The organism is Agrobacterium sp. Azo12 (assembly GCF_029193765.2).
Taxonomy (GTDB): domain Bacteria; phylum Pseudomonadota; class Alphaproteobacteria; order Rhizobiales; family Rhizobiaceae; genus Agrobacterium.
This window is the reverse complement of the sequence record NZ_JARFYO020000001.1, coordinates 3,407,009-3,427,011: the sequence shown is the minus strand read 5'-3', so window position 1 is coordinate 3,427,011 and position 20,003 is coordinate 3,407,009. Positions and strand designations below refer to the sequence as shown.

Here is a 20,003-nt window from a genome sequence, read left to right as displayed (position 1 = left end):
CTATTTGCAATAAAAAGATTTTTTAGTTTTTGACTTGTTCTGCGAATGGATGTGCGGAACTTTTCGGGCGCGAAATGATTACTACCCTTCGTACTTTGGCCGCATTGATAGTTATACCAACACAGACAACACGTATGGATATTTTTATTTTGTAAATAAGGTTCAGGCTTATTTTAAACGTCCGTCAAATTGATGGCTTAAACTTATCACGTAACAATTCGAGCAAGGCCATTCTGGCTGTATACCGCACAATTGACCGAAGAGATTTGGTGAGTTGACATTCTGTTGTGCGCCGCACAAGATTAACGAAAAGTTACACCGTCGCGAATGGAAACAGGCAATGGCTGAGCACATAACGGACAGTTCGACTTTGAAATCGAAACTTATTGCATCTGCGTCATATGACGAGGATAAACGCATGCTGTCCGTGACATTTCACGATGGTCGCCAAAGGACAATCGCTGTTCCTCGTGCCATGTATGAGAACCTTATTACGGCACAATCTCCCGGCTGGTATTACACCCGCCACATCAGCCCGCTCCGCAAATTGTTATGAGGAACGGCTCTGTCTTTTCCGTCTCCCGGCGGAGGGGCGCAGGCTTATGGTGACGAGCGGCGCGAGTAGCGCTGTAAAACTTGTTGCCATGCCCGGTATCTGCACGGAAAAATCGATTGCCGAGTGAATGGCGACCAGAACAATAGCCGCAAGGCCGAGCTTGGGTGCGAAACCGTAGTTCTTTCTCTTGAAAATGCCTCGTATGAAGATGGTTGCGAAGGTGACGACAAAAATCGCAACCAGAATGGCAAACACGATGCCGAACGTCAGCAGGCCTTCCATGTAAACATTATGGGCACGGGTCCATACACGGGATATGCCGCAGGCGGCTTCATGATATCCGGCATAGACGGATTGGAAGCTGGACAGGCCGCTGCCCCAAGGCAAATGATCTGCAACCGCGGATTTGACAAACGGCATGACGCAGAAACGGCCGTCTTCACCGCCAGCGGCTTCGATGCGCAGAGATGCACGTCCGGCAAAGGCCGAGAACATGATCATCACCATAAACATTGCAGCGCCCGTCAGGGCAAAGGGGCGGATGCGCGTCCATAACGTTGGTCGGGCGAAACTCGTGGCGGATGATTTTTTCGAACCAAACACCAGCATAACGGCAAGCATCATCAGGGAAATGAATGTTGCAGCGGTTGCGCCACGCGAGCGGGTCAGCATCAACGCAACGAAGGTTGCAAACAGCAACAGAGTATAAAAGCCGGTATGCAGAAGTTGTTTTTTCTGGTTGTCGGTCAGGCCTGTGCCATAGGTGATGCGTCCCCAGATATGGCGAATTTCCAAGGGCTCAAGTGTGCGCCATGCCAGCGTAAACAATGCTAGCAGCAACAGGCCGAGGAACGTTCCTGCGGTGTTTCTGTTAATGAAGAAGCTGGTGAGGCTGTCGAGATAAAATTTCTTCTGCCCAAAGCCGAGAGTGCCGGGCAGAAGCAGAAACTGCAGGATGGACCATATGGCAATGATCCCGCCACCGATGCCGATGATCTTGAGTGCGGACAGTGCGCGCTCATCCGTATCATACAGCATCAGGCCAAGCATGAAGATGCCTGCACACAGCGCGATTTTCAGAAAACCGCCCATGTCGTCCGCCGGGGTCAAGGATATCACTGGCACGGTATCAGGGTTAAGTTTGACCACTTCCTGCCAGGCGGGGTGCGCCAGCATATGGCCGGGCAGCGGGCTGGTCTGGAACGTGATAAAACCCAAAATAGCTATCAAAACAACGGCCGTTCCGATTATAAATGAACGGGAATATTTCGGCAGACCTGTTGTTGCCAGCATCATCGGCAGCAGTGCAAAAATGCCAAGACAGAGGATTGGAACAGTTTTTGTACCCGAGCCACCGTAATCAACGACCGACAGCAAGATAATCAACCAGTAAATTACTGAACAAATGCTCCGTGCTTTACTTATGACGAGGCTCACTGGCAGGGAAAGCGTACTCAAGACAGCACCTCATGCATGGCAAATGCATTTTCTGAAATTTTTTAAGGTCATAACGTGGGTGTTATAGAATTGACGCCCATAAACTATTGAACAGTTCTATGAAACAATAATTTTCGGTATGATTAATGCAAGAAGTCACAAGACTTGTTTTCCGTCTGTTTTGCGCTGTTGGTTTTTTCATGCTGGCTATGATGGTGGTTGCACAAATTATCGCGCCACCAGAAAGTGATGCATCATCACATTTGCTTGAAAAGGGGCTGTATTCACCGGATCAGCGGGCCGTTTGGACGACGGAACCTATAAAAGTACAGCGCCGCGAGCCGGATATTCCCCTGATCGATGAATTTCCCTACAAGTTCCGTGCACAATTCAACATGAAAATCCACGACAGTGCGTCCTTCTCGACGGACGAAGGTATTTTCCTTCTGGAAAATGTCGTCGGAATACCCTCACGCAAGATTTGCATTGATAAGAGCGGCCAAAGAAATGCATGTGGCGCAAAGGCATCGGTTGTTTTGCGGAATATTCTGGCCAGAAAGTTTGTGGAATGTCGTAGAACTTCCATCGCACTCAGGACATGGCTCGTCGATTGCCGTATAAATGGACGCAGCGTTTCTGATATGTTGTTGGAAAAGAATGCTGTAACGCCTTTGGAGCGGGCCGCGGCTGGCAGCCCAAAATGAATTGGAATGCTGTGCAGGAAAGTTTTTCGATAGAATGATACCGTCATTGCAAAGACTGTTCGGGAACAAGGCTGCACCACAGGCAGCGACCGAGCCCAGAAGGCAGAGAATCGATCTTGGTCCGCAAATCCCGCATTATCCTATCTACGCCATCGGGGATGTTCACGGTCGTATAGATCTGCTGCAGCATGCCGAAAGCCTTGTGGCAGGCGATCTGATTGCAAACGGACAGGCGGGTCTAGTCATTCTTTTGGGTGACTACATCGATCGTGGCAAAAACTCCGCTGATGTGATGAACTATCTCTGTGCACCGTCTGCTTACGGCCTGCAGCGCTATATCGTCTGTGGCAATCATGACGATGCGTTTCTGCAATTTCTGGATGACCCGGCACGCCATATGAACTGGCTGGACTTTGGCGGCCGCCAGACATTGCTGTCCTACGGCATCGATGCCGATTACATGCTGACGCGTGGCAAAAAGGGCATTGATGATCTGAAGCGGGCGCTGGCTGACACCATTCCTTCACAGCACGTGGAGCTGCTGAAAAATATGGTCGGTTATGTCCGGATCGGGTCTTACGTGTTTGTCCATGCCGGCTTGCGGCCGGGCGTGGCACTGGAGGAGCAGGATGACCGGGATCTGTTGTGGATCCGCGAACCGTTTCTGTCACGCGGGCCGGAACTGCCGTTTCTGGTGGTGCACGGTCATACGGTTTATGAGCGGCCGGAAACAGGCCCAAACCGCATCGGAATTGATACCGGTGCTGTTAACAGCAACCGTTTGACTGTTCTCAAACTTGAGGATGGTAAAGGCTTCATTCTGTCCTGAAGCCAGTTTTCAAAATTGCTGTCTATTTTGTCAGGTGAACGGCAATACGGTCTTTCCCGGCTTCAATGACATGGCGCATCGCAACCGTTGCCTTTTCTGGATCACGCAGGGCAATGGCGTGGGCAATACGCAAATGGTTGGTTGCGATTTCCTCGATGGTTTCTGGCGAAGCGGCTGGTGACGACAGCTTGAAGGAGATTGCCAACGCTGCTTCGATCAGACCGCTTGCCGAACGCATGAATGGATTGCCGGACATGCGGGCAATTGCGAGATGGAAATCAAGGTCCACCTTGGCGATGGTTTCCGGTGTGTGGCTAAGGTCATCAAACCGGGCAGCAATTGCATAAAGCGCTGCAATATCGTCGCTTGATGCCTGAGTGGCGGCAGCCGCTGCGGCTGCCGGTTCCAGCGTCATGCGGATTGTTGCCAGATGTTCTACAAATTCCTGGTCTAGCCCAGCGTCGCAGCGCCAGCCAAGAACATCAGCGTCAAAAAAGTTCCAGCTTTCACTGCCCAGAACGCGGGTGCCAACTTTCGCCTTGGGTTCGACCAGCCGTTTTGCGGCCAATGTCTTCATTGCTTCCCGGAGAACTGTGCGCGAAACACCAAACCTCAGCGACAGATCGGCATCTCCCGGCAGGATCGATCCCTCGGCAATACTGCCCGAGACTATTCCGCTGCCTAGTTCCGCAACAACATGTGCGTGGCTACTGCGTCTTTTACGTCCTGTGATCGTCGTTTCAAGCAGCCCCACGAAATCTCCTTGGCGTTGGCCCATTTCTGCATTTCGTTAAAACTGTACGTCAAAATTCAGCCATTTGCGAGAAATAGCTTGGTCGTCTCCTAACACAACAGGGCGATGAAGATTCAGCATATAGTATGATTATTGTACTCATGTTTGCTTTGCAATAAAAAACATATGTGTCTTCGCGGTAAATTAGCGTATTAAAAATAATGCTGTTTAGCTCTTTTATACGAGAGTGCCGTGTTTGGTGCCAACGACTCTTGACAAGCGTTCCCCTCGATAAATAGTAATACAAATAACGGAAGCGTGGACCGTAGTGGCATAGCTGCGTGCGGATACCTTCCCAGACAGAGCATTGACGCGGCTGTCGTCTTATTTTTGTTTTGAGGCAATCACCATGGGAAATTCCGATAATCTTCCGTCCACTTCCGGAAAACTGCGTTCTCGCGCTTGGTTCGATAACCCGGCCAACGCGGATATGACGGCGCTTTATCTCGAGCGTTACATGAATTTCGGCTTGAGCCAGGCGGAATTGCAGTCAGACCGTCCGATTATTGGTATTGCCCAGACCGGTTCTGATCTTTCGCCTTGCAACCGTCACCACCTTGAGCTGGCCAATCGCCTGCGCGAAGGTATCCGTGAAGCTGGCGGTATCGCCATCGAATTTCCGGTTCACCCGATCCAGGAAACCGGCAAGCGCCCGACCGCTGGTCTCGACCGTAACCTTGCTTACCTCGGCCTCGTTGAAGTGCTGTACGGTTACCCGCTTGACGGCGTTGTTCTGACCATCGGTTGTGACAAGACCACGCCTGCCTGTCTTATGGCGGCGGCCACCGTCAACATTCCGGCAATTGCACTGTCCGTCGGCCCGATGCTGAACGGCTGGTTCCGCGGTGAGCGTACCGGTTCTGGTACCATCGTCTGGAAGGCACGCGAGCTTCTCGCCAAGGGCGAAATCGACTATCAGGGCTTTGTGAAGCTGGTTGCTTCCTCTGCACCTTCAACCGGTTACTGCAACACCATGGGTACGGCCACGACCATGAACTCGCTGGCTGAAGCACTCGGCATGCAGCTGCCAGGTTCTGCCGCTATTCCGGCTCCTTACCGTGACCGTCAGGAAGTTTCCTATCTCACCGGTCTGCGTATTGTTGAAATGGTCAAGGAAGACCTGAAGCCTTCCGATATCATGACCAAGGATGCTTTCATCAACGCAATCCGCGTCAATTCGGCAATCGGTGGTTCTACCAACGCACCGATCCACCTCAACGGTCTTGCACGTCACGTTGGCGTTGAACTGACGGTTGATGACTGGCAGACCTACGGTGAGGACGTTCCGCTACTGGTGAACCTGCAGCCAGCCGGTGAATATCTCGGCGAAGATTATTACCATGCCGGTGGCGTTCCAGCCGTGGTCAACCAGCTCATGACGCAGGGTCTGATCAAGGAAGACGCCATGACGGTCAATGGCAAGACCATTGGCGACAACTGTCGCGGTGCGATCATTGAAGACGAAAAGGTTATCCGTCCTTACGAGCAACCTTTGAAGGAACGTGCCGGTTTCCGCGTACTGCGTGGCAACCTGTTCTCGTCTGCCATCATGAAGACCAGCGTTATCTCGGAAGAGTTCCGCAACCGTTACCTGTCCAACCCGAACGATCCAGAAGCCTTCGAAGGTCGTGCTGTCGTCTTCGATGGTCCGGAAGATTACCACCACCGGATCGACGATCCGTCGCTGGCTATCGATGCCAACACCATCCTGTTCATGCGGGGTGCAGGTCCAATCGGTTATCCGGGCGCAGCTGAAGTTGTGAACATGCGTGCACCTGACTACCTGCTGAAGCAGGGCGTCAATTCGCTGCCTTGCATTGGTGACGGCCGTCAGTCTGGTACTTCCGGCAGCCCGTCGATCCTCAATGCATCGCCGGAAGCCGCTGCTGGCGGCGGCCTTGCGATCCTGAGAACCGGTGACCGCGTTCGCGTTGACGTGGGTCGCGGCAAGGCTGACATTCTCATCTCCGGTGAAGAATTGGCTGCACGTTACGAAGCTCTGGAGAAGGATGGCGGTTACGAATACCCGGCTCACCAGACTCCATGGCAGGAAATCCAGCGTGCCATTGTTGGTCAGATGGAAAGTGGTGCCGTGCTCGAGCCTGCGGTGAAATATCAGCGCATTGCCCAGACCAAGGGTCTGCCGCGTGACAACCACTAAAATACAAGCTGTTCTCCGCAAATTTTTGTGGAGAACACTCCCCGCTCTGAATACGTGAGCGACAGTATATTTGCTGCATCATCGTGAAAGCCGTCCTTAAGGGGCGGCTTTTATGCATTTTTGATAAGATTCTTACTTATGCGTCGTAATCATTCTATTTCATTAATTGGTTCTCAATACCCCCCCTTGATGATGGTTTTCCATGGGGTGAGGCCTGTGAGAAAAATACAAACCGGACACAGTGCCTTCGTATGACTGGGAATTACTTTGTCACATGGTTCAGAAAATTATCCGTTCGATTGAAACGGGGGTGCCACAACAGGCAGGCGCTCATGTCCGCCAGCCGACACTTTTCATGCGTGTGAACGCGTGGAGGCGTTCGCTTGTCGGTAAGATCACCCTTGTTTTTCTGGGCGGAGTAATTTTTGCCTATGGCGCCGGAGCTTTTGTCGGCTGGTCGATGTTTGTGACTGCCGCCAGTGAACAATGGCGTAACCAGGCCCGCATCAATACCCAAATCGCCAGTGCTACCTTGCGCAGCATCTACACCTACATTGCTGTCAGTGTGGATGATGGCGGGCAGGTCGATCGCATTGTTACCGATCAGCCGATCGGCGATGACGAATCCGTCCTGGTGACCGGTTTCAGTCCCATTGATGTGCTGGCGCTGGTCAGTGCGCAAACCAAAAAGACCACGTGGCTTTACCGTTATGATGCCGAGCAGGCTGCATTTGTCAGCGTTGCCGTTGCCTATGATGGTGGTTCCGGTTCAGACGTATTGGCACCGATCCATGATCCTATTTTTCAGGATTATGGTGGCAAAGGTGAGTTTGCCACCGGCTTTGCGCAGATCGACGGCGTCAAACATTATATTGGGCTGCTGCCGATCCTGAAAAACCAGGGTGGCGAGGTTATCGGTGCGGTTGCAACCAGCATCGGCACGGACTCGGAGCTTTATAATGTCCAGCAACGGTTGCTGCGGAACTCCCTGTTGGTGCTGCTAGGGGTTTTTAGCGTCACAGGAATCATCGTCAGCTTTGTTGCCAAGCGGTTTCTCAAACCCGTTCCGGCGCTTATTCAGGCGACGTTGCGTATCGCCAACGAAGAGACCGATGTGGAAACACCGTTTCGCAACCGCAAGGACGAAATCGGTGCGATGGCCACAGCCATTGAAAGCCTGCGTGAGGCGGTGGTCGAAAGAGGCCGGTTGCGACAAGTACGCGATATGGCGCTGCAAATGGAGCATATGGCCCATCATGACGGGCTGACTGGTTTGCCCAACCGTGCCTTGCTAATGAAAACCATGAATGCCTGCCTGGAAGAGACCGCCCAGACCGGCAAGATGTTCAATGTCATGTTGCTTGATCTCGACCGCTTCAAGACGGTCAATGACACGCTTGGCCATGCGTCAGGCGATGCGCTTCTAGTGTCCACCGCATCGCGTGTTCGTTCCGTACTTGGTCCTGATGACATCGCGGCACGTCTCGGTGGTGACGAGTTTGCGATTGTGCAGAGGGTGAACCGCAATCCATTGCGCGAGGGCCAGAAGCTGGCTTCGCGCATTCTGGAATCCATCTCCACCAGTTTCATGCTGGATGACCATGAAGTGATGGTTGGCACCAGTATCGGCATTGCCTGTGCACCTGCGCATGGTGTGTCTGCGGGCCAGTTGCTGCAAAATGCCGATCTTGGTTTGTACCGTGCAAAGGCAATGGGGCGCGGCATTTCCGTGTTCTATGAAGAGGGCATGGACATGGCCGTTCAGGACCAGCACGCGCTGGAAATGGACATGAAATTTGCATTGCAGAACAATGAATTCGAGCTACATTACCAGCCGATCATCAATCTGCATGATGGCAGGATTGCCGCTTATGAAGCGCTTGTGCGCTGGCGTCACCGCAAACAGGGGATGATCCCGCCTGACAAGTTCATTCCGCTGGCGGAAGAAACCGGCTTTATCATTCAGCTCGGCGAATGGATCCTGCAACAAGCCTGCACCGATGCGATGAGCTGGCCTGATAACATCAGGCTGGCTGTAAACCTGTCTGCCGTCCAGTTGCGACAGAGCAATATCGTCGGAACGGTTGAGCAGACCTTGAAGGAAACCGGATTGTCACCTGAGCGCCTTGAGCTTGAGGTAACGGAAACCGTAATGCTGACCGGTGCGACCAGCATTGCGGCCCTGGCCAAACTCAAGGAAAGTGGCGTTCGTATCGTTCTCGATGACTTTGGAACGGGTTACGCCTCGTTTGGGGCGCTGAGAAATGTGCCCTTCACCAAATTGAAGATCGACCGCGAATTTGTGGCCGGCTTGCCGGATGATGCGACCAGTAACGCCATTATCAGCGCCATCACCACACTGGCGCGGCAGGTGGATATGGAAATAACGGCTGAAGGTGTTGAAGGGCCGGGGCAGGTTGCAGTGCTGAAGGTTGCGGGTTGCACGGAAGCGCAGGGTTATTACTTCGCGCGGCCGATGCCTGCGTCGCAACTGTGCCATGACCTGTCTACAGAGAATGAAGATTTTTTGAGGAAAGCAACGGCTCACGGTTGAGCGAAACAATACCTTTTCAGATGTTTAGGTAAATCAGCAGGAGACTTGGAATGCGTAAATTTGCGTTGTCTCTTATTATGCTTGGCAGCGTTGTGTCCTGGTCGACGGCCAGCGCGGAAACGGCAAGTGTGACATTACAGGCCATATCCAAATCGGGAAAAATCCGCATTGGTTACCGTGAGGCAGAACCTCCGTTTTCCTACCGCTTGCCGTCCGGTGAGGTAGTCGGTTTTTCCATCGATCTCTGCAAAAGTCTGACAGATCATATTCGACAATATCTGAAGCTGGACAAGCTGGATGTCGAGTATGTCATGGCGACACCGGCCACTCGGTTCATTCTCGTCAAAACAGGCAATATCGACATTGAGTGTGCGGCAACCACCAACACGGCAGAGCGCCGCAAAACGGTGGACTTTTCCTATTCGAATTTCATGACCGCAACGCAGTTCGTGTCACGGGCCGAAGACGGCATTTCCAGCATGAAGGATTTGACAGGGCGTTCGGTGACCTCGGCATCCGGCACGGTCAATATTGATCAGCTGAACCAGATCAACCGCGAGCAAAAGCTCAACATCGCGGTCATTCCAACCAAGAATAACGAAGAGTCCTTCGAACTGGTGGCCTCGGGACGAGCATCAGCTTTTGTGATGGATGGTATTTTGCTGGCGGCAATGATCGCCCAGTCACCAGACCCGTCGAAATACAGGCTGTCTGAGGAAACATTGAGTGAACCGGAGCCTTATGGTCTGATGCTTCGCCATGGAGACACAGCCTTCAAGACGCTGGTTAATGACAGCCTGAGGGAGATTTTCGCGGGAGATGAAATCAAGGCACTTTACAGCAAATGGTTCACTTCGCCGATACCGCCGAGCAACATGAATATGAACCTGCCGATGTCTGCAGCTTTAAGAAAAGCCTACGCAGCGCCAGTGGAGTTTAACGATTAATCCACATGCTGTTGTTTGATGATGAAATGAAGCTCATGCTTTCAGAGGATCACCATGTTGCGACTTAAAGCTCTGCTTTTTACCGGCTTGATGATGGCGTCGTCCGGTCAGGTTCTTGCGAATGAACCGGTGCCGACACTGGAGAGAATGACACAGTCAGGCACTATCAAACTGGGATATGCGACGAAAAACATTCCGTTCTCCTATCTCGATCACAAGGGTGAACCGGTCGGTTATACGATTGATCTATGCAGGCGGGTTGTCGATCTGGTGAAGCAAAAACTTTCCCGGCCTGACATCAAAATTGAGTTTGTTGAACGCACTGCCAGTAACCGCGTGGTGCTGTTGAATGACGGTTCTATCGATCTGGAATGTGTTTCGAGCACCAATACCGAAGAACGCCGCAGAAGCGTGTGGTTCTCCTATAGCCACTTCATTACATCGACGCGCTTCGTGACGCTTAAATCCAGCGGAATCAACTCGATCAACGATCTGGCCGGACGTACGGTCGTCGTTACCAAGGGTTCGACCAATATTGCCCAACTGAACACCATCAACCGTGAAAAGAGCCTCTATCTGGCGCTGGTGCAGGGCGTCAGCATCAATGATGCGTTTGATATGGTCACACAGGGCAAGGCATCTGCCTTCGTGATGGATGGAATTCTGCTGGCGTCTCTGGTGGCGAACGCGCAAAATCCGGAGAACTATGCGTTGTCTGCGGACACGTTGTCAGAACCGCAACCCTATGGGCTAATGTTGCGTAAGGACGACGTTGGCTTTCGTGATGCTGTCAATGACGCTTTGTTGACGATCTATAAAAGCGGCGAGATCAACGACATCTACAACAAATGGTTCATGACGGATATCGGACCTGATGGCGTCAACCTCAACACGCCGATGACTGACGATCTGAAGGCGGCGTTCGACAATCCTGTCAATCTCGGCGGCTAATACTCAAACTTTTCAAAATGTTGGCGGCGTGCACGCGCTGATCACTTCGCAGGGAACCACTCCCACGCAGCGAAAGCGGTGCGGGCGACGGCTTTCAAAATAATAGGCATCACCCGGCCCGAGAATGCGGCGTTCATCTTCCACGATAACTTCCAGCCGACCGCTTAAAACAATGCCGCCTTCTTCCCCTTCATGGACAAGTGGCACTTTGCCGGTGTCAGCACCGGGCTGATAACATTCTTTCAGAATTTGCAGGCTGCGGCCAAACAGGTTGTTGCCCACCTGGCGAAAAGAAATCGAGCCCTTGCCGATTTCAGTCAATTCTTCCGCTGCGTAAAAGAACTGCCTTGGTTTTTCCGGCTGAAACGCGAAGAATTCGGCAAGGCCGATGGGGATTCCATCCAGAATGCGCTTTAATGCGCCAACTGACGGGTTGGAGGCGTTCGATTCAATCAAAGAAATGGTGGAATTCGTGACGCCTGCACGTCTCGCCAATTCTCTCTGCGAGAGGTTGTGAAGCGTTCTTAAATGTCGCAACCTGTTGCCAATATCGACTGACATGCCTCAACCCTGTTGTCGTTGTTCGAAATATCGAAACATTAGCTCTTCGGCATCAGTTTTTTCAATAGGTTGGCTTCTCGAAGAAAAAGGCTTGTTGAAGAAGGGGAAATATTTCACAAATTGGCAAACATGGAGAGCATCATGAACGCGCATAGCAAACCCAATACACCCGTGCTTGAAAACTTCTGGATGCCATTTACTGCCAACCGGCAGTTCAAGGCAGCGCCTCGTCTGTTGGCCAGTGCATCGGGCATGTATTACACCGACGTTGACGGCAACAAGGTTCTGGATGGCACTGCCGGTTTGTGGTGCGTGAATGCCGGTCACGGCCGTGAGCGGATTGCCGAAGCCGTCGAGCGTCAGCTTCGCACCATGGATTTCGCACCAACCTTCCAGATGGGCCACCCGATTGCCTTTGATTTTGCCGAAAAGCTGGCCGCGATTGCACCCGGCGGTGAAGCTGCTCAGCTGGACCGCGTGTTCTTTACCGGTTCCGGTTCTGAGTCCGTCGATACCGCGCTGAAGATTGCCATTGCCTATCAGCGTGCCATTGGGCAGGGAACGCGCACCCGCATCATCGGTCGTGAAAAAGGTTATCACGGCGTTGGTTTTGGCGGCATTTCGGTTGGTGGCCTCGTCAACAACCGTCGTGTTTTCCCGCAGATCCCGGCGGACCATATGCGCCATACGCTGGATGTGGAGCGCAATGCATTCAGCAAGGGCCTGCCGCAGCATGGTGTCGAACTGGCAGATGATCTGGAGCGGCTTGTCGGCCTGCATGGCGCCGAAACCATTGCTGCTGTGATAGTTGAGCCAATGTCCGGTTCTGCCGGGGTGGTGCTGCCAGCAAAGGGTTACCTTGAGAAGCTGCGTGTCACGGCTGACAAATACGGCATCCTGTTGATTTTCGATGAGGTGATCACCGGTTTCGGTCGCCTTGGAACACCGTTCGCCACGGATTATTTTGGCGTTGTTCCTGACCTCGTTACAACGGCCAAGGGCATTACCAATGGCACGATCCCGATGGGCGCGGTGTTTGCAAAGCGTGCGGTTTACGATGCACTGATGCAGGGACCGGAAAACCAGATCGAACTGTTCCACGGTTATACCTATTCCGGGCATCCGGTTGCCTGCGCGGCTGGCATTGCAACGCTTGAAGTCTATGCTGAAGATGGCCTGTTGACCCGCGCAGCAGAGCTTGCCGAGTACTGGCAGGAGGCGCTGCACTCCTTCAATGGACATGCAAATGTCGTTGACGTGCGCAACCTCGGTCTGGTTGGCGCGATCGAACTTGCACCACGCGAGGGTGCGCCGGGAGCCAGAGCCTATGACGTCTTTGTTGATTGCTTCAGCAAGGGTCTGCTGATCCGCGTGACCGGTGATGTGATTGCGCTTTCGCCGCCGCTGATTATCGAGAAGGAACAGATCGATACGCTTGTGTCGATTATTGGCGACGCAATTAAAAGAGCAGCCTGATCAATCCTGAAAAAGGCGCCAGTCACTGGCGCCTTTTTTTGTAGGCTGTTTCAAAACACCATCATTGTTTGTCGTCCGTGTCTTGTCGTGCCGAGCGGGAGCGGAGCAATGTATGCGCTGATCGTTTTGGCTCAGGCAGCTTGTCTTCATCCAGTGAAGCGTAAAGCCAGTCGATAAACACGCTGACGATGGGTGCGTTGCGCATTTCGTGACGACAGGCGACGTGAAACGCGTCATCAGCCGGCACAGTCAAATCGAATGGCAGGACAAGCTCACCCTCGGCAATCAGGTTTGCAGCGGTGATGGTGTCGCCCAAGGCAATGCCCTGTCCATAAAGGGCGGCCTGTGTGGAAAGATGGGCGTCACTCATGAAGTGCTGGCGTGGGCGAGGTACGGCAGTTGCGTCTGCCGCCGTCAGCCAGGTGTTCCATTCTCGGCCGATATCGCCATGCAGCAGCACATGATCCGACAGGTCGCGTATCGAACGCAGTGGCCTGTTGTTGAGCAGGGTCGGGCTTGCCACGGGAAACAGCCGGATTTCGCTCCACAGGCTGCTCCATATACCGGGCCACCGGCCGTTTCCATAGAGAATGCACAGATCAATATCGGACGAGTTGAGCATGGCCGGATCATTGCCGGTCATTAGCGTCAGACTGATATCCGGAAACTGTTCCGAGAACCTGTTTAGCCGTGGGATCAGCCAAAGGGACAGAAGACCAGCCACGCTGCCGATCGTCAGTTTTCCGCCGGTTGCAGGGCGTGCCATCAGGGCCGTAGCTGCGGCAATACTGCCGAATGCCTGTGTGACGACAGGTAACAGGAGTGCACCCTGTGAAGTCAGTTTCAACCGTCTGCCGCCCCGTTCAAACAGCACTGTGTTAAGGGATTCCTCGAGCGACTTGATCTGGTGGCTGATGGCGCCATGCGTCACGTTCAACTCCCGCGCAGCGGCCGACACGGAGCCACGTCTGGCAGTGGCTTCGAAGGCCCTGAGAGGGTTGAGCGGGGGCAGACGACTGGACATTGAGCGTTGTCCTTGTGTGAGAAAAATTCACATTAATTGCTACAACAATGTGAATTGCTTTTTCAATTGCCTTGCGTTGAAATGACGAAAACATGGGCAGTATTTTTACCGTCCAAAAAATGTGCGGCGCACCTGGATGCGTTGCTGGTCAATGTGAATGGGAACCACAAAATGACATTCGACGACAAAAAGCTGCAAGCACTGAAGGCGAAGTATGGCGAGAGCCATGGCGGTGAACTGTTCGATCCCAAGTTCAGCAAGGTGGCGAGCAAGATCTTTTCCAAGAGCGGCACACGTGTTGCGCCCTATGCTGGAATGCCGACGCTGCTGGCTGCGCCGCATATGCCTGTCGACAATGACGAGCCGGATTTCGGCAATCTTCAGGTTGCCCTGCTTGGCGTGCCGATGGACCTTGGTGTGACCAACCGCACCGGCTCTCGTTTCGGGCCGCGTGCGTTGCGCGCCATCGAACGTATTGGTCCCTACAATCACGTTCTCAATTGCGCGCCGGTGCATGATCTACGTGTCGCTGACATTGGCGACGTTGCATTCCGCAGCCGTTACCGTCTGGAAATGAGCCATGACGATATCGAAAAGCGTCTGAACCAGATTGTCGATGCCGGTGTCCTGCCGCTGTCAGTGGGTGGCGATCATTCCATCACCCATCCGATCCTCAAGGCGGTTGGGAAAAACGGTCCGGTCGGCATGATTCATATCGATGCGCATTGCGATACTGGTGGTGCCTATGACCTGACCAAGTTCCACCATGGTGGCCCTTTCCGTAACGCGGTTCTCGACGGTGTTCTTGACCCCACCCGCACGATCCAGATCGGTATTCGCGGCTCGTCCGAATATCTGTGGGAGTTCTCCTACGAATCCGGCATGACCGTCATCCACGCCGAGGAAGTAACCGGCCTCGGTATCCCCGCAATCATTGAAAGGGCCAAGGCGATTATCGGTGACGGCCCGACCTATCTGTCTTTCGACATCGACAGTCTTGATCCATCTTTTGCGCCCGGTACTGGCACACCGGAAATCGGCGGACTGACGACGCGCGAAGTTCTTGAGTTGGTTCGCGGTCTGAAGGGTATGAATATCGTGGGTGGTGATGTGGTTGAAGTGGCACCACAATATGATGCCACAACCAATACCGCACAGGCTGGTGCGCAAATGTTGTTCGAAATCTTGAGCCTGATGGTGTTTAGTCCTTCCGTCAAAAGCTGATGATGACTTATTATCCGTAACAAAAACTGGGGACGGTCTGATAAAAGAAAACAGGCCGAACAATAAAGGAGAAGTCGATGTCTGAAAAAATTACATTGCCGGTCAGTCGCCGCACGGTTCTGGGAGCCGGTCTTGCTGGCGCATCCATGCTGGCCATGCCTTCCATCCTGCGCGCGCAGGACAAGTCGCTGAAGGTCGGCGTTTACGGTGGTTACTTCAAGGATTCGTTCGACAAGAACATTTTCCCTGAATTCACCAAGGCCACCGGCATTGCTGTTGAATCCGTGGCTGAGCCGACAGGTGAAGCATGGCTGGTACAGCTTGAGCAGGCCGCCAAGGCAGGTCAGGCTCCGGCCGACGTTTCCATGATGTCGCAGGTGGCGGTTCTGAAGGGCCAGGCGACAGATCTGTGGGCACCGCTTGATCTTGCCAAGATCCCAAGCTCGTCTGGTCTCATCGATCGTTTCATCAACAAATATCCTGACGGTCGCGTGTCCGGTATCGGTGCGGTGTCCTGGTACATCACGCTGGTGACCAACACGGATGTCTACAAGGAAGCACCAACCTCCTGGGAAGCCCTGTGGGATCCGGCAAATGCCGACAAGATCGGCCTTCTGGCACTCGTGTCCAACTCCTTCCTTCTGGAAGTGACAGCCAAGACATACCTTGGCGGCACCAATGCGCTCGACACCGAAGAGGGTCTTCTCAAGGCGTTTGAAAAGCTGGCGGAAGTGAAGTCCAATGTCAGCCTCTGGTACCGTGATGAGGCACAGTTCGAACAGGCGTTGAAGTCGGGCGAAATCCCGATGGGTCAGTATTACCACGACGTAACCGGTCTTGCTGCTTCGCAGGGTCAGCCGGTTCGCTCGACCTTCCCGAAGGAAGGCGGCATTCAGGACGCCGGTTCGTGGGTTCTGTCGCGTGCATCCAAGAAAACCGAAGAAGCGCATGCCTTCATCGAATATATGAGCCAACCGGCAACGCAGGCCGTGCTTTCGCGCAAGGTTGGCACAGCGCCAACCGTAAAGCGTGAACTGACCGACCTGACAGCGGAAGAGTTCGCGGCAGTGTCGACGGATATCGATCCGGTTATTCCACGTTACGATCTCTACCAGACCAAGTCTGACTGGTTGAACCAGAAGTGGACTGAGATGATTGCCGGTTAAGGCACTCATTTACAAAACAACATCCGGTCCGGGGGAAAACCCGGATCGGCTTTCAAAAAAAATAAACGGGGAATGTATGTCCGGTCTGGCCCTGAATAATATCGTCAAGCAATTCGGCAACTTCACGGCCGTGAATGGCGTCAGCCTGAATGTTCCGCACGGCACATTCGTCTGTCTGCTTGGCCCTTCCGGCTGCGGAAAAACGACATTAATGCGTATGATCGCCGGGTTGGATTTGCCAACCAGCGGCACGATCCGTCTTGATGGTGATGACATTACAACCGTGCCGACGCACAAACGCGACCTTGGCATGGTGTTCCAGTCGCTGGCCCTGTTTCCGCATCTGACGGTGGGCGAAAATATCGCCTACCCGTTGCGCATCCGTGGTGCTGGCAGGGAAGAGCAGAAAAAGCGCGTTGACGAGCTGCTGGCGATGATCCATCTGCCCGGTTACGCCGATCGCCCCGTTTCCAAACTATCTGGCGGCCAGCGCCAGCGCGTCGCCATTGCCCGTGCCCTAACAATTTCGCCAAAGCTTTTTCTACTGGATGAACCCCTGTCGGCGCTGGACGCGAAATTGCGTGAGGCGATGCAGGTTGAACTGCGCCAGCTTCAGCAGCGTCTGGGCATTACCACCATTGTGGTAACACATGATCAGCGCGAAGCGATGACCATGGCCGACACGGTTGTGGTGATGAATGGCGGCGAAATACGCCAGGCTGCTGCTCCGGTCGATGTCTATCGTAAACCGGCCGATACCTTCGTTGCCGACTTTATCGGCATGACCAACCTCATTGATTTTTCCGCCGACAGTGCTGGCCGTGCTGTTGTGCTTGGCGAAGCTGTAGAGGGATTGGCGCTTTCGTCCGGTCTGTCAAAGGGCGTAATTTCGGTGCGCCCGGAAGATGTCGAACTGACGGCGCCTGGTCAGGGCACGATATCCGGAACCGTTACCTTTGTGCGAGATCTTGGTGGTACGATCGAAACGTTCGTCGAGGCGGGCGGTAAGCAGATTGTTGCCGTGTCGACACCGAGCGCCCGTCCTCAGGTTACTGTCGGACAAACTGTCGGCGTGAAGCTCGGCGCTGACGTCTGCGTGGTATTGAAATCATGAGACGGGAAGCGCCGCAAAAACTGACCGATTACGGGCCGCTGCTGTTTCCAGCCCTGATGCTGATCATTTTCTTCGTCGTTCCGTTTGGCACGATGATTTCGGTCTCGTTTTTTCAACGCTTGCAGGGGGCGTTTTACGAACCGGCCTTCGTTCTCGACAATTATGCCCGGTTCATGAGCCTGTTTTTCGGGCGTGTGCTTGGCTTTTCACTGATGCTTGCGGTGCTTGTCGCCATTTGCTGCGTGGTGATTGCCGTGCCCTTCACCTACCTGCTGTCGCGCTCGGCGCGAAAAGTGCAGGTACTGTGGCTGGTGACACTGTTGTCGGTGTTGTCGCTGTCTGAAGTCATGATCGGCTTTGCATGGTCAACGCTGTTTTCGCGCACCGCCGGTATCACTAACCTGTTTGTGGCGATCGGGTTAATGGAGCAGGCAAAGGCTCTGACCCCGAGTTTTGGCGCTGTATTGACAGGTATTGTCTACCAGGCACTGCCTTACACCGTTCTGGTGCTTTATCCCGCACTTGTGCGGCTTGATCCGACATTGACCGAGGCTGCGCGCACGCTTGGTGCTTCACCGATCAAGGCATTCTTCACAGTCGTGGTGCCAGCGCTCAGAAGCACGATCATGGCAACTTCGATCATGGTGTTCATCTTTGCGCTCGGTTGTTATCTGCTGCCTCAGTTGCTCGGCCGTCCGCAGCACTGGACCTTGTCGGTGCTGATTACAGATCAGGCGATCTATCAATCCAACATGCCATTTGCAGCGGCCATGGCGGTATTTCTTGTTCTCGTAACCCTTGGACTTGTCGGCTTGACGCTGTTTCTGGGACGTAAAGGAGAGGCGGCATGACCACGTTTCTGAAACGCCTGTTCTTCACGCTTTTCGGCCTGTTTCTGGCAATGCCGCTGATTGTGGTTGCCGGCGTGTCCGTCAATGAAAAACAGACGCTGGCATTTCCGCCGCAGGGTTTTTCACTGTCGTGGTATGGCGAAATTTTTACCAATGTCGAATGGCGTAACGCGCTGTTTGCATCGGTAACGCTGGCTGCTCTTTCGGCTGCACTTGCGTTGTTGATCGCTTTGCCGCTGGCGTGGTTTCTGTGGCGTCGTATCGCGCCATGGGCAAATATTTTTCAGGTGCTAGGTGTTGCGCCATTTACGCTGCCACCAGTTATCACAGCGCTTGGCCTTTTGACCTTCTGGGCAACAACAGGCTTTTATGGCCAACCATGGACGGCCGTTATCAGTCACGCCATCTTTTTTGTGACACTGCCGCTGGTGACGATTTCACTGGGATTTTCCTCGATCGACCGCTCGCTGGTTGAGGCTGCATCGACGATGGGCGCCAATGACCGCACCATCTTCAGGACTGTAGTATTGCCATTGATCCTGCCCTATCTCGTGTCGGGTTATGCCTTCGCATTCGTGCTGTCGCTCAACGAATATATCGTCGCCTATATGACTGTCGGTTTCACCATGGAAACCCTGCCGATCAAGATCTTCAATGCATTGCGTTACGGCTACACACCGACCATGGCCTCGGTGACCGTGTTGTTCCTGACAATTGCAGCTGTGGTCTTTGGTCTGGTGGCGCGGTTCGGTGACTTGCCGAAACTTCTGGGTGCCATGTCCTCCAACGACAAGTGAGTGTCATGAAGATCGCAGCTTTGCAGATGCAGTCGGTTTTGGCAGATGTTTCTGCCAATCTGGCGCGTATTGAACAGGCAGCAAAGGAGGCAGCCTCGCAGGGTGCCTCATTGCTGATTGCACCGGAACTTGCTGTCACCGGTTACGGGGCTGGCGAAGCCATGGCGTCACTGGCATCTCCGGCCGATGGCGAGATTGAACAACGCTTGGCAGAGATTGCGAGCGTCTATTCGATTGCCGTTGTGGCGGGGTTTGCAGAACGTGCCGGGGACAAGGTTTATAACAGCGCGATCTTTGTTGATGAAAAGGGCGATAGCCGCATCTATCGAAAATCCCACCTTTATGGCGAATACGAACGCGGCCTGTTTTGTGCCGAAAAACCATCGGCTGTGCTCGTTGAGCATGGTGGCATCACCTTCGGTATGCTCATCTGCTACGATGTCGAGTTTCCAGAAAATGTCCGCCGTCTTGCACTTGTCGGCGCTGAGCTGGTGGTGGTGCCGACAGCCTTGCCCAAGGGGGCGTCGGGCAGCTTTATTGCCCAGACCATGATCCGCACACGTGCCTATGAAAACCAGGTTTATGTTGCTTACGTCAATCACTCCGGGAGCGACGGCGCCTTTGATTATGCCGGACTATCCTGCATTGCAGCGCCGGACGGCCAATTCCTCGCGCAGGCGTCCGCGGACAATGACGCCCTTCTTTACGCGGAGATAGAGCCCGGGGCCTACGCGCAGTCCCGACAGGAAAATACCTATCTGCGCGATCTCGTTTCGCTCACATAAACAACCCGACAGAAGCTTCAAGCATCTGCCGGGTTACGGAAGGAAGCACGTTGCTTCAGGTGATCTGAGCAAC

At 53.6% G+C, this 20,003-nt stretch carries 18 protein-coding genes; 14 read left to right on the top strand and 4 right to left on the bottom strand.

The window, feature by feature from the left end; all coding sequences use genetic code 11:
• Positions 1–340: 340 nt before the first annotated feature.
• On the top strand, positions 341–556 hold the full coding sequence (locus tag PYL13_RS26955) for a KTSC domain-containing protein (protein ID WP_352230542.1): 216 nt from the start codon (positions 341–343) through the stop codon (positions 554–556).
• Here the strand turns inward: PYL13_RS26955 and PYL13_RS16265 are convergent.
• Entirely contained in the window at positions 551–1,933 is a 1,383-nt protein-coding gene (locus PYL13_RS16265; RefSeq protein ID WP_275641996.1) for an O-antigen ligase family protein, read from the bottom strand. The two genes, PYL13_RS26955 and PYL13_RS16265, sit on opposite strands and share 6 nt — an antisense overlap.
• Before the next feature lie 206 nt (positions 1,934–2,139).
• Between PYL13_RS16265 and PYL13_RS16260 the strand changes: the two genes are divergently transcribed.
• Positions 2,140–2,697, top strand: coding sequence for a hypothetical protein (locus PYL13_RS16260; RefSeq protein ID WP_250982335.1), 558 nt, complete (start codon positions 2,140–2,142; stop codon positions 2,695–2,697).
• 46 nt (positions 2,698–2,743) lie between these two features.
• Positions 2,744–3,526, top strand: coding sequence for a metallophosphoesterase (locus PYL13_RS16255; RefSeq protein ID WP_275641995.1), 783 nt, complete (start codon positions 2,744–2,746; stop codon positions 3,524–3,526).
• Between the two features lie 22 nt (positions 3,527–3,548).
• Here the strand turns inward: PYL13_RS16255 and PYL13_RS16250 are convergent, their stop codons facing one another.
• The gene (locus PYL13_RS16250) at positions 3,549–4,280 is read right to left on the bottom strand and encodes a FadR/GntR family transcriptional regulator (RefSeq protein WP_250982333.1); all 732 of its coding nucleotides are present in this window, start codon (positions 4,278–4,280) and stop codon (positions 3,549–3,551) included.
• 388 nt (positions 4,281–4,668) lie between these two features.
• Here PYL13_RS16250 and PYL13_RS16245 point away from each other — a divergent pair, with 388 nt between their 5' ends.
• The 4 genes from PYL13_RS16245 (at position 4,669) to PYL13_RS16230 (ending at position 10,932) form a co-directional block, all read left to right on the top strand.
• On the top strand, positions 4,669–6,480 hold the full coding sequence (locus PYL13_RS16245; RefSeq protein WP_192487952.1) for an IlvD/Edd family dehydratase: 1,812 nt from the start codon (positions 4,669–4,671) through the stop codon (positions 6,478–6,480).
• Between the two features lie 355 nt (positions 6,481–6,835).
• The gene (locus tag PYL13_RS16240; RefSeq protein WP_368077687.1) at positions 6,836–9,034 is read left to right on the top strand and encodes a putative bifunctional diguanylate cyclase/phosphodiesterase; all 2,199 of its coding nucleotides are present in this window, start codon (positions 6,836–6,838) and stop codon (positions 9,032–9,034) included.
• Positions 9,035–9,111: 77 nt separating this feature from the next.
• Positions 9,112–9,981: an amino acid ABC transporter substrate-binding protein gene (locus tag PYL13_RS16235; protein WP_275642055.1), complete on the top strand. Its 870-nt coding sequence runs from the start codon at positions 9,112–9,114 to the stop codon at positions 9,979–9,981.
• A 54-nt stretch (positions 9,982–10,035) separates the two neighbouring features.
• Complete coding sequence (locus PYL13_RS16230; protein ID WP_275641993.1) at positions 10,036–10,932, top strand: amino acid ABC transporter substrate-binding protein; 897 nt, start codon at positions 10,036–10,038, stop codon at positions 10,930–10,932.
• 12 nt (positions 10,933–10,944) lie between these two features.
• Here PYL13_RS16230 and PYL13_RS16225 read toward each other — a convergent pair whose 3' ends face one another.
• Positions 10,945–11,493: a cupin domain-containing protein gene (locus tag PYL13_RS16225; protein WP_192487956.1), complete on the bottom strand. Its 549-nt coding sequence runs from the start codon at positions 11,491–11,493 to the stop codon at positions 10,945–10,947.
• A gap of 141 nt (positions 11,494–11,634) precedes the next feature.
• On the opposite strand from PYL13_RS16225, the gene PYL13_RS16220 reads away from it, so the two are divergent.
• Positions 11,635–12,969, top strand: a complete 1,335-nt coding sequence (locus PYL13_RS16220) for an aspartate aminotransferase family protein (protein WP_275641992.1) — start codon at positions 11,635–11,637, stop codon at positions 12,967–12,969.
• Positions 12,970–13,030: 61 nt separating this feature from the next.
• Here PYL13_RS16220 and PYL13_RS16215 read toward each other — a convergent pair whose 3' ends face one another.
• Entirely contained in the window at positions 13,031–13,993 is a 963-nt protein-coding gene (locus tag PYL13_RS16215; RefSeq protein ID WP_275641991.1) for a LysR substrate-binding domain-containing protein, read from the bottom strand.
• A gap of 171 nt (positions 13,994–14,164) precedes the next feature.
• On the opposite strand from PYL13_RS16215, the gene speB reads away from it, so the two are divergent.
• The 6 genes from speB (at position 14,165) to PYL13_RS16185 (ending at position 19,930) form a co-directional block, all read left to right on the top strand.
• Positions 14,165–15,217, top strand: a complete 1,053-nt coding sequence (gene speB, locus PYL13_RS16210; protein WP_275641990.1) for an agmatinase — start codon at positions 14,165–14,167, stop codon at positions 15,215–15,217.
• 77 nt (positions 15,218–15,294) lie between these two features.
• Positions 15,295–16,383, top strand: coding sequence for an ABC transporter substrate-binding protein (locus tag PYL13_RS16205; RefSeq protein ID WP_275641989.1), 1,089 nt, complete (start codon positions 15,295–15,297; stop codon positions 16,381–16,383).
• Positions 16,384–16,459: 76 nt separating this feature from the next.
• Complete coding sequence (locus PYL13_RS16200; RefSeq protein WP_275641988.1) at positions 16,460–17,497, top strand: ABC transporter ATP-binding protein; 1,038 nt, start codon at positions 16,460–16,462, stop codon at positions 17,495–17,497.
• Complete coding sequence (locus PYL13_RS16195) at positions 17,494–18,348, top strand: ABC transporter permease (protein WP_250982325.1); 855 nt, start codon at positions 17,494–17,496, stop codon at positions 18,346–18,348. The genes PYL13_RS16200 and PYL13_RS16195 overlap by 4 nt, the downstream gene beginning before the upstream one ends.
• Positions 18,345–19,145 (top strand): ABC transporter permease, encoded by an 801-nt coding sequence (locus PYL13_RS16190; RefSeq protein WP_192487963.1) that lies wholly within the window; start codon positions 18,345–18,347, stop codon positions 19,143–19,145. Before PYL13_RS16195 ends, PYL13_RS16190 begins: the two co-directional genes overlap by 4 nt.
• Before the next feature lie 5 nt (positions 19,146–19,150).
• Positions 19,151–19,930 (top strand): carbon-nitrogen hydrolase family protein, encoded by a 780-nt coding sequence (locus PYL13_RS16185; protein WP_275641987.1) that lies wholly within the window; start codon positions 19,151–19,153, stop codon positions 19,928–19,930.
• The last annotated feature ends 73 nt before the right edge of the window (positions 19,931–20,003 follow it).

Coding starts and splice junctions, on each gene's coding strand:
- PYL13_RS26955 (WP_352230542.1), top strand. CDS start 341: ATGGCTGAGCACATAACGGACAGTTCGACTTTGAAATCGAAACTTATT.
- PYL13_RS16260 (WP_250982335.1), top strand. CDS start 2,140: ATGCAAGAAGTCACAAGACTTGTTTTCCGTCTGTTTTGCGCTGTTGGT.
- PYL13_RS16245 (WP_192487952.1), top strand. CDS start 4,669: ATGGGAAATTCCGATAATCTTCCGTCCACTTCCGGAAAACTGCGTTCT.
- PYL13_RS16240 (WP_368077687.1), top strand. CDS start 6,836: ATGCGTGTGAACGCGTGGAGGCGTTCGCTTGTCGGTAAGATCACCCTT.
- PYL13_RS16235 (WP_275642055.1), top strand. CDS start 9,112: ATGCTTGGCAGCGTTGTGTCCTGGTCGACGGCCAGCGCGGAAACGGCA.
- PYL13_RS16230 (WP_275641993.1), top strand. CDS start 10,036: ATGTTGCGACTTAAAGCTCTGCTTTTTACCGGCTTGATGATGGCGTCG.
- PYL13_RS16225 (WP_192487956.1), bottom strand. CDS start 11,493: ATGTCAGTCGATATTGGCAACAGGTTGCGACATTTAAGAACGCTTCAC.
- PYL13_RS16220 (WP_275641992.1), top strand. CDS start 11,635: ATGAACGCGCATAGCAAACCCAATACACCCGTGCTTGAAAACTTCTGG.
- PYL13_RS16215 (WP_275641991.1), bottom strand. CDS start 13,993: ATGTCCAGTCGTCTGCCCCCGCTCAACCCTCTCAGGGCCTTCGAAGCC.
- speB (WP_275641990.1), top strand. CDS start 14,165: ATGACATTCGACGACAAAAAGCTGCAAGCACTGAAGGCGAAGTATGGC.
- PYL13_RS16205 (WP_275641989.1), top strand. CDS start 15,295: ATGTCTGAAAAAATTACATTGCCGGTCAGTCGCCGCACGGTTCTGGGA.
- PYL13_RS16200 (WP_275641988.1), top strand. CDS start 16,460: ATGTCCGGTCTGGCCCTGAATAATATCGTCAAGCAATTCGGCAACTTC.
- PYL13_RS16195 (WP_250982325.1), top strand. CDS start 17,494: ATGAGACGGGAAGCGCCGCAAAAACTGACCGATTACGGGCCGCTGCTG.
- PYL13_RS16190 (WP_192487963.1), top strand. CDS start 18,345: ATGACCACGTTTCTGAAACGCCTGTTCTTCACGCTTTTCGGCCTGTTT.
- PYL13_RS16185 (WP_275641987.1), top strand. CDS start 19,151: ATGAAGATCGCAGCTTTGCAGATGCAGTCGGTTTTGGCAGATGTTTCT.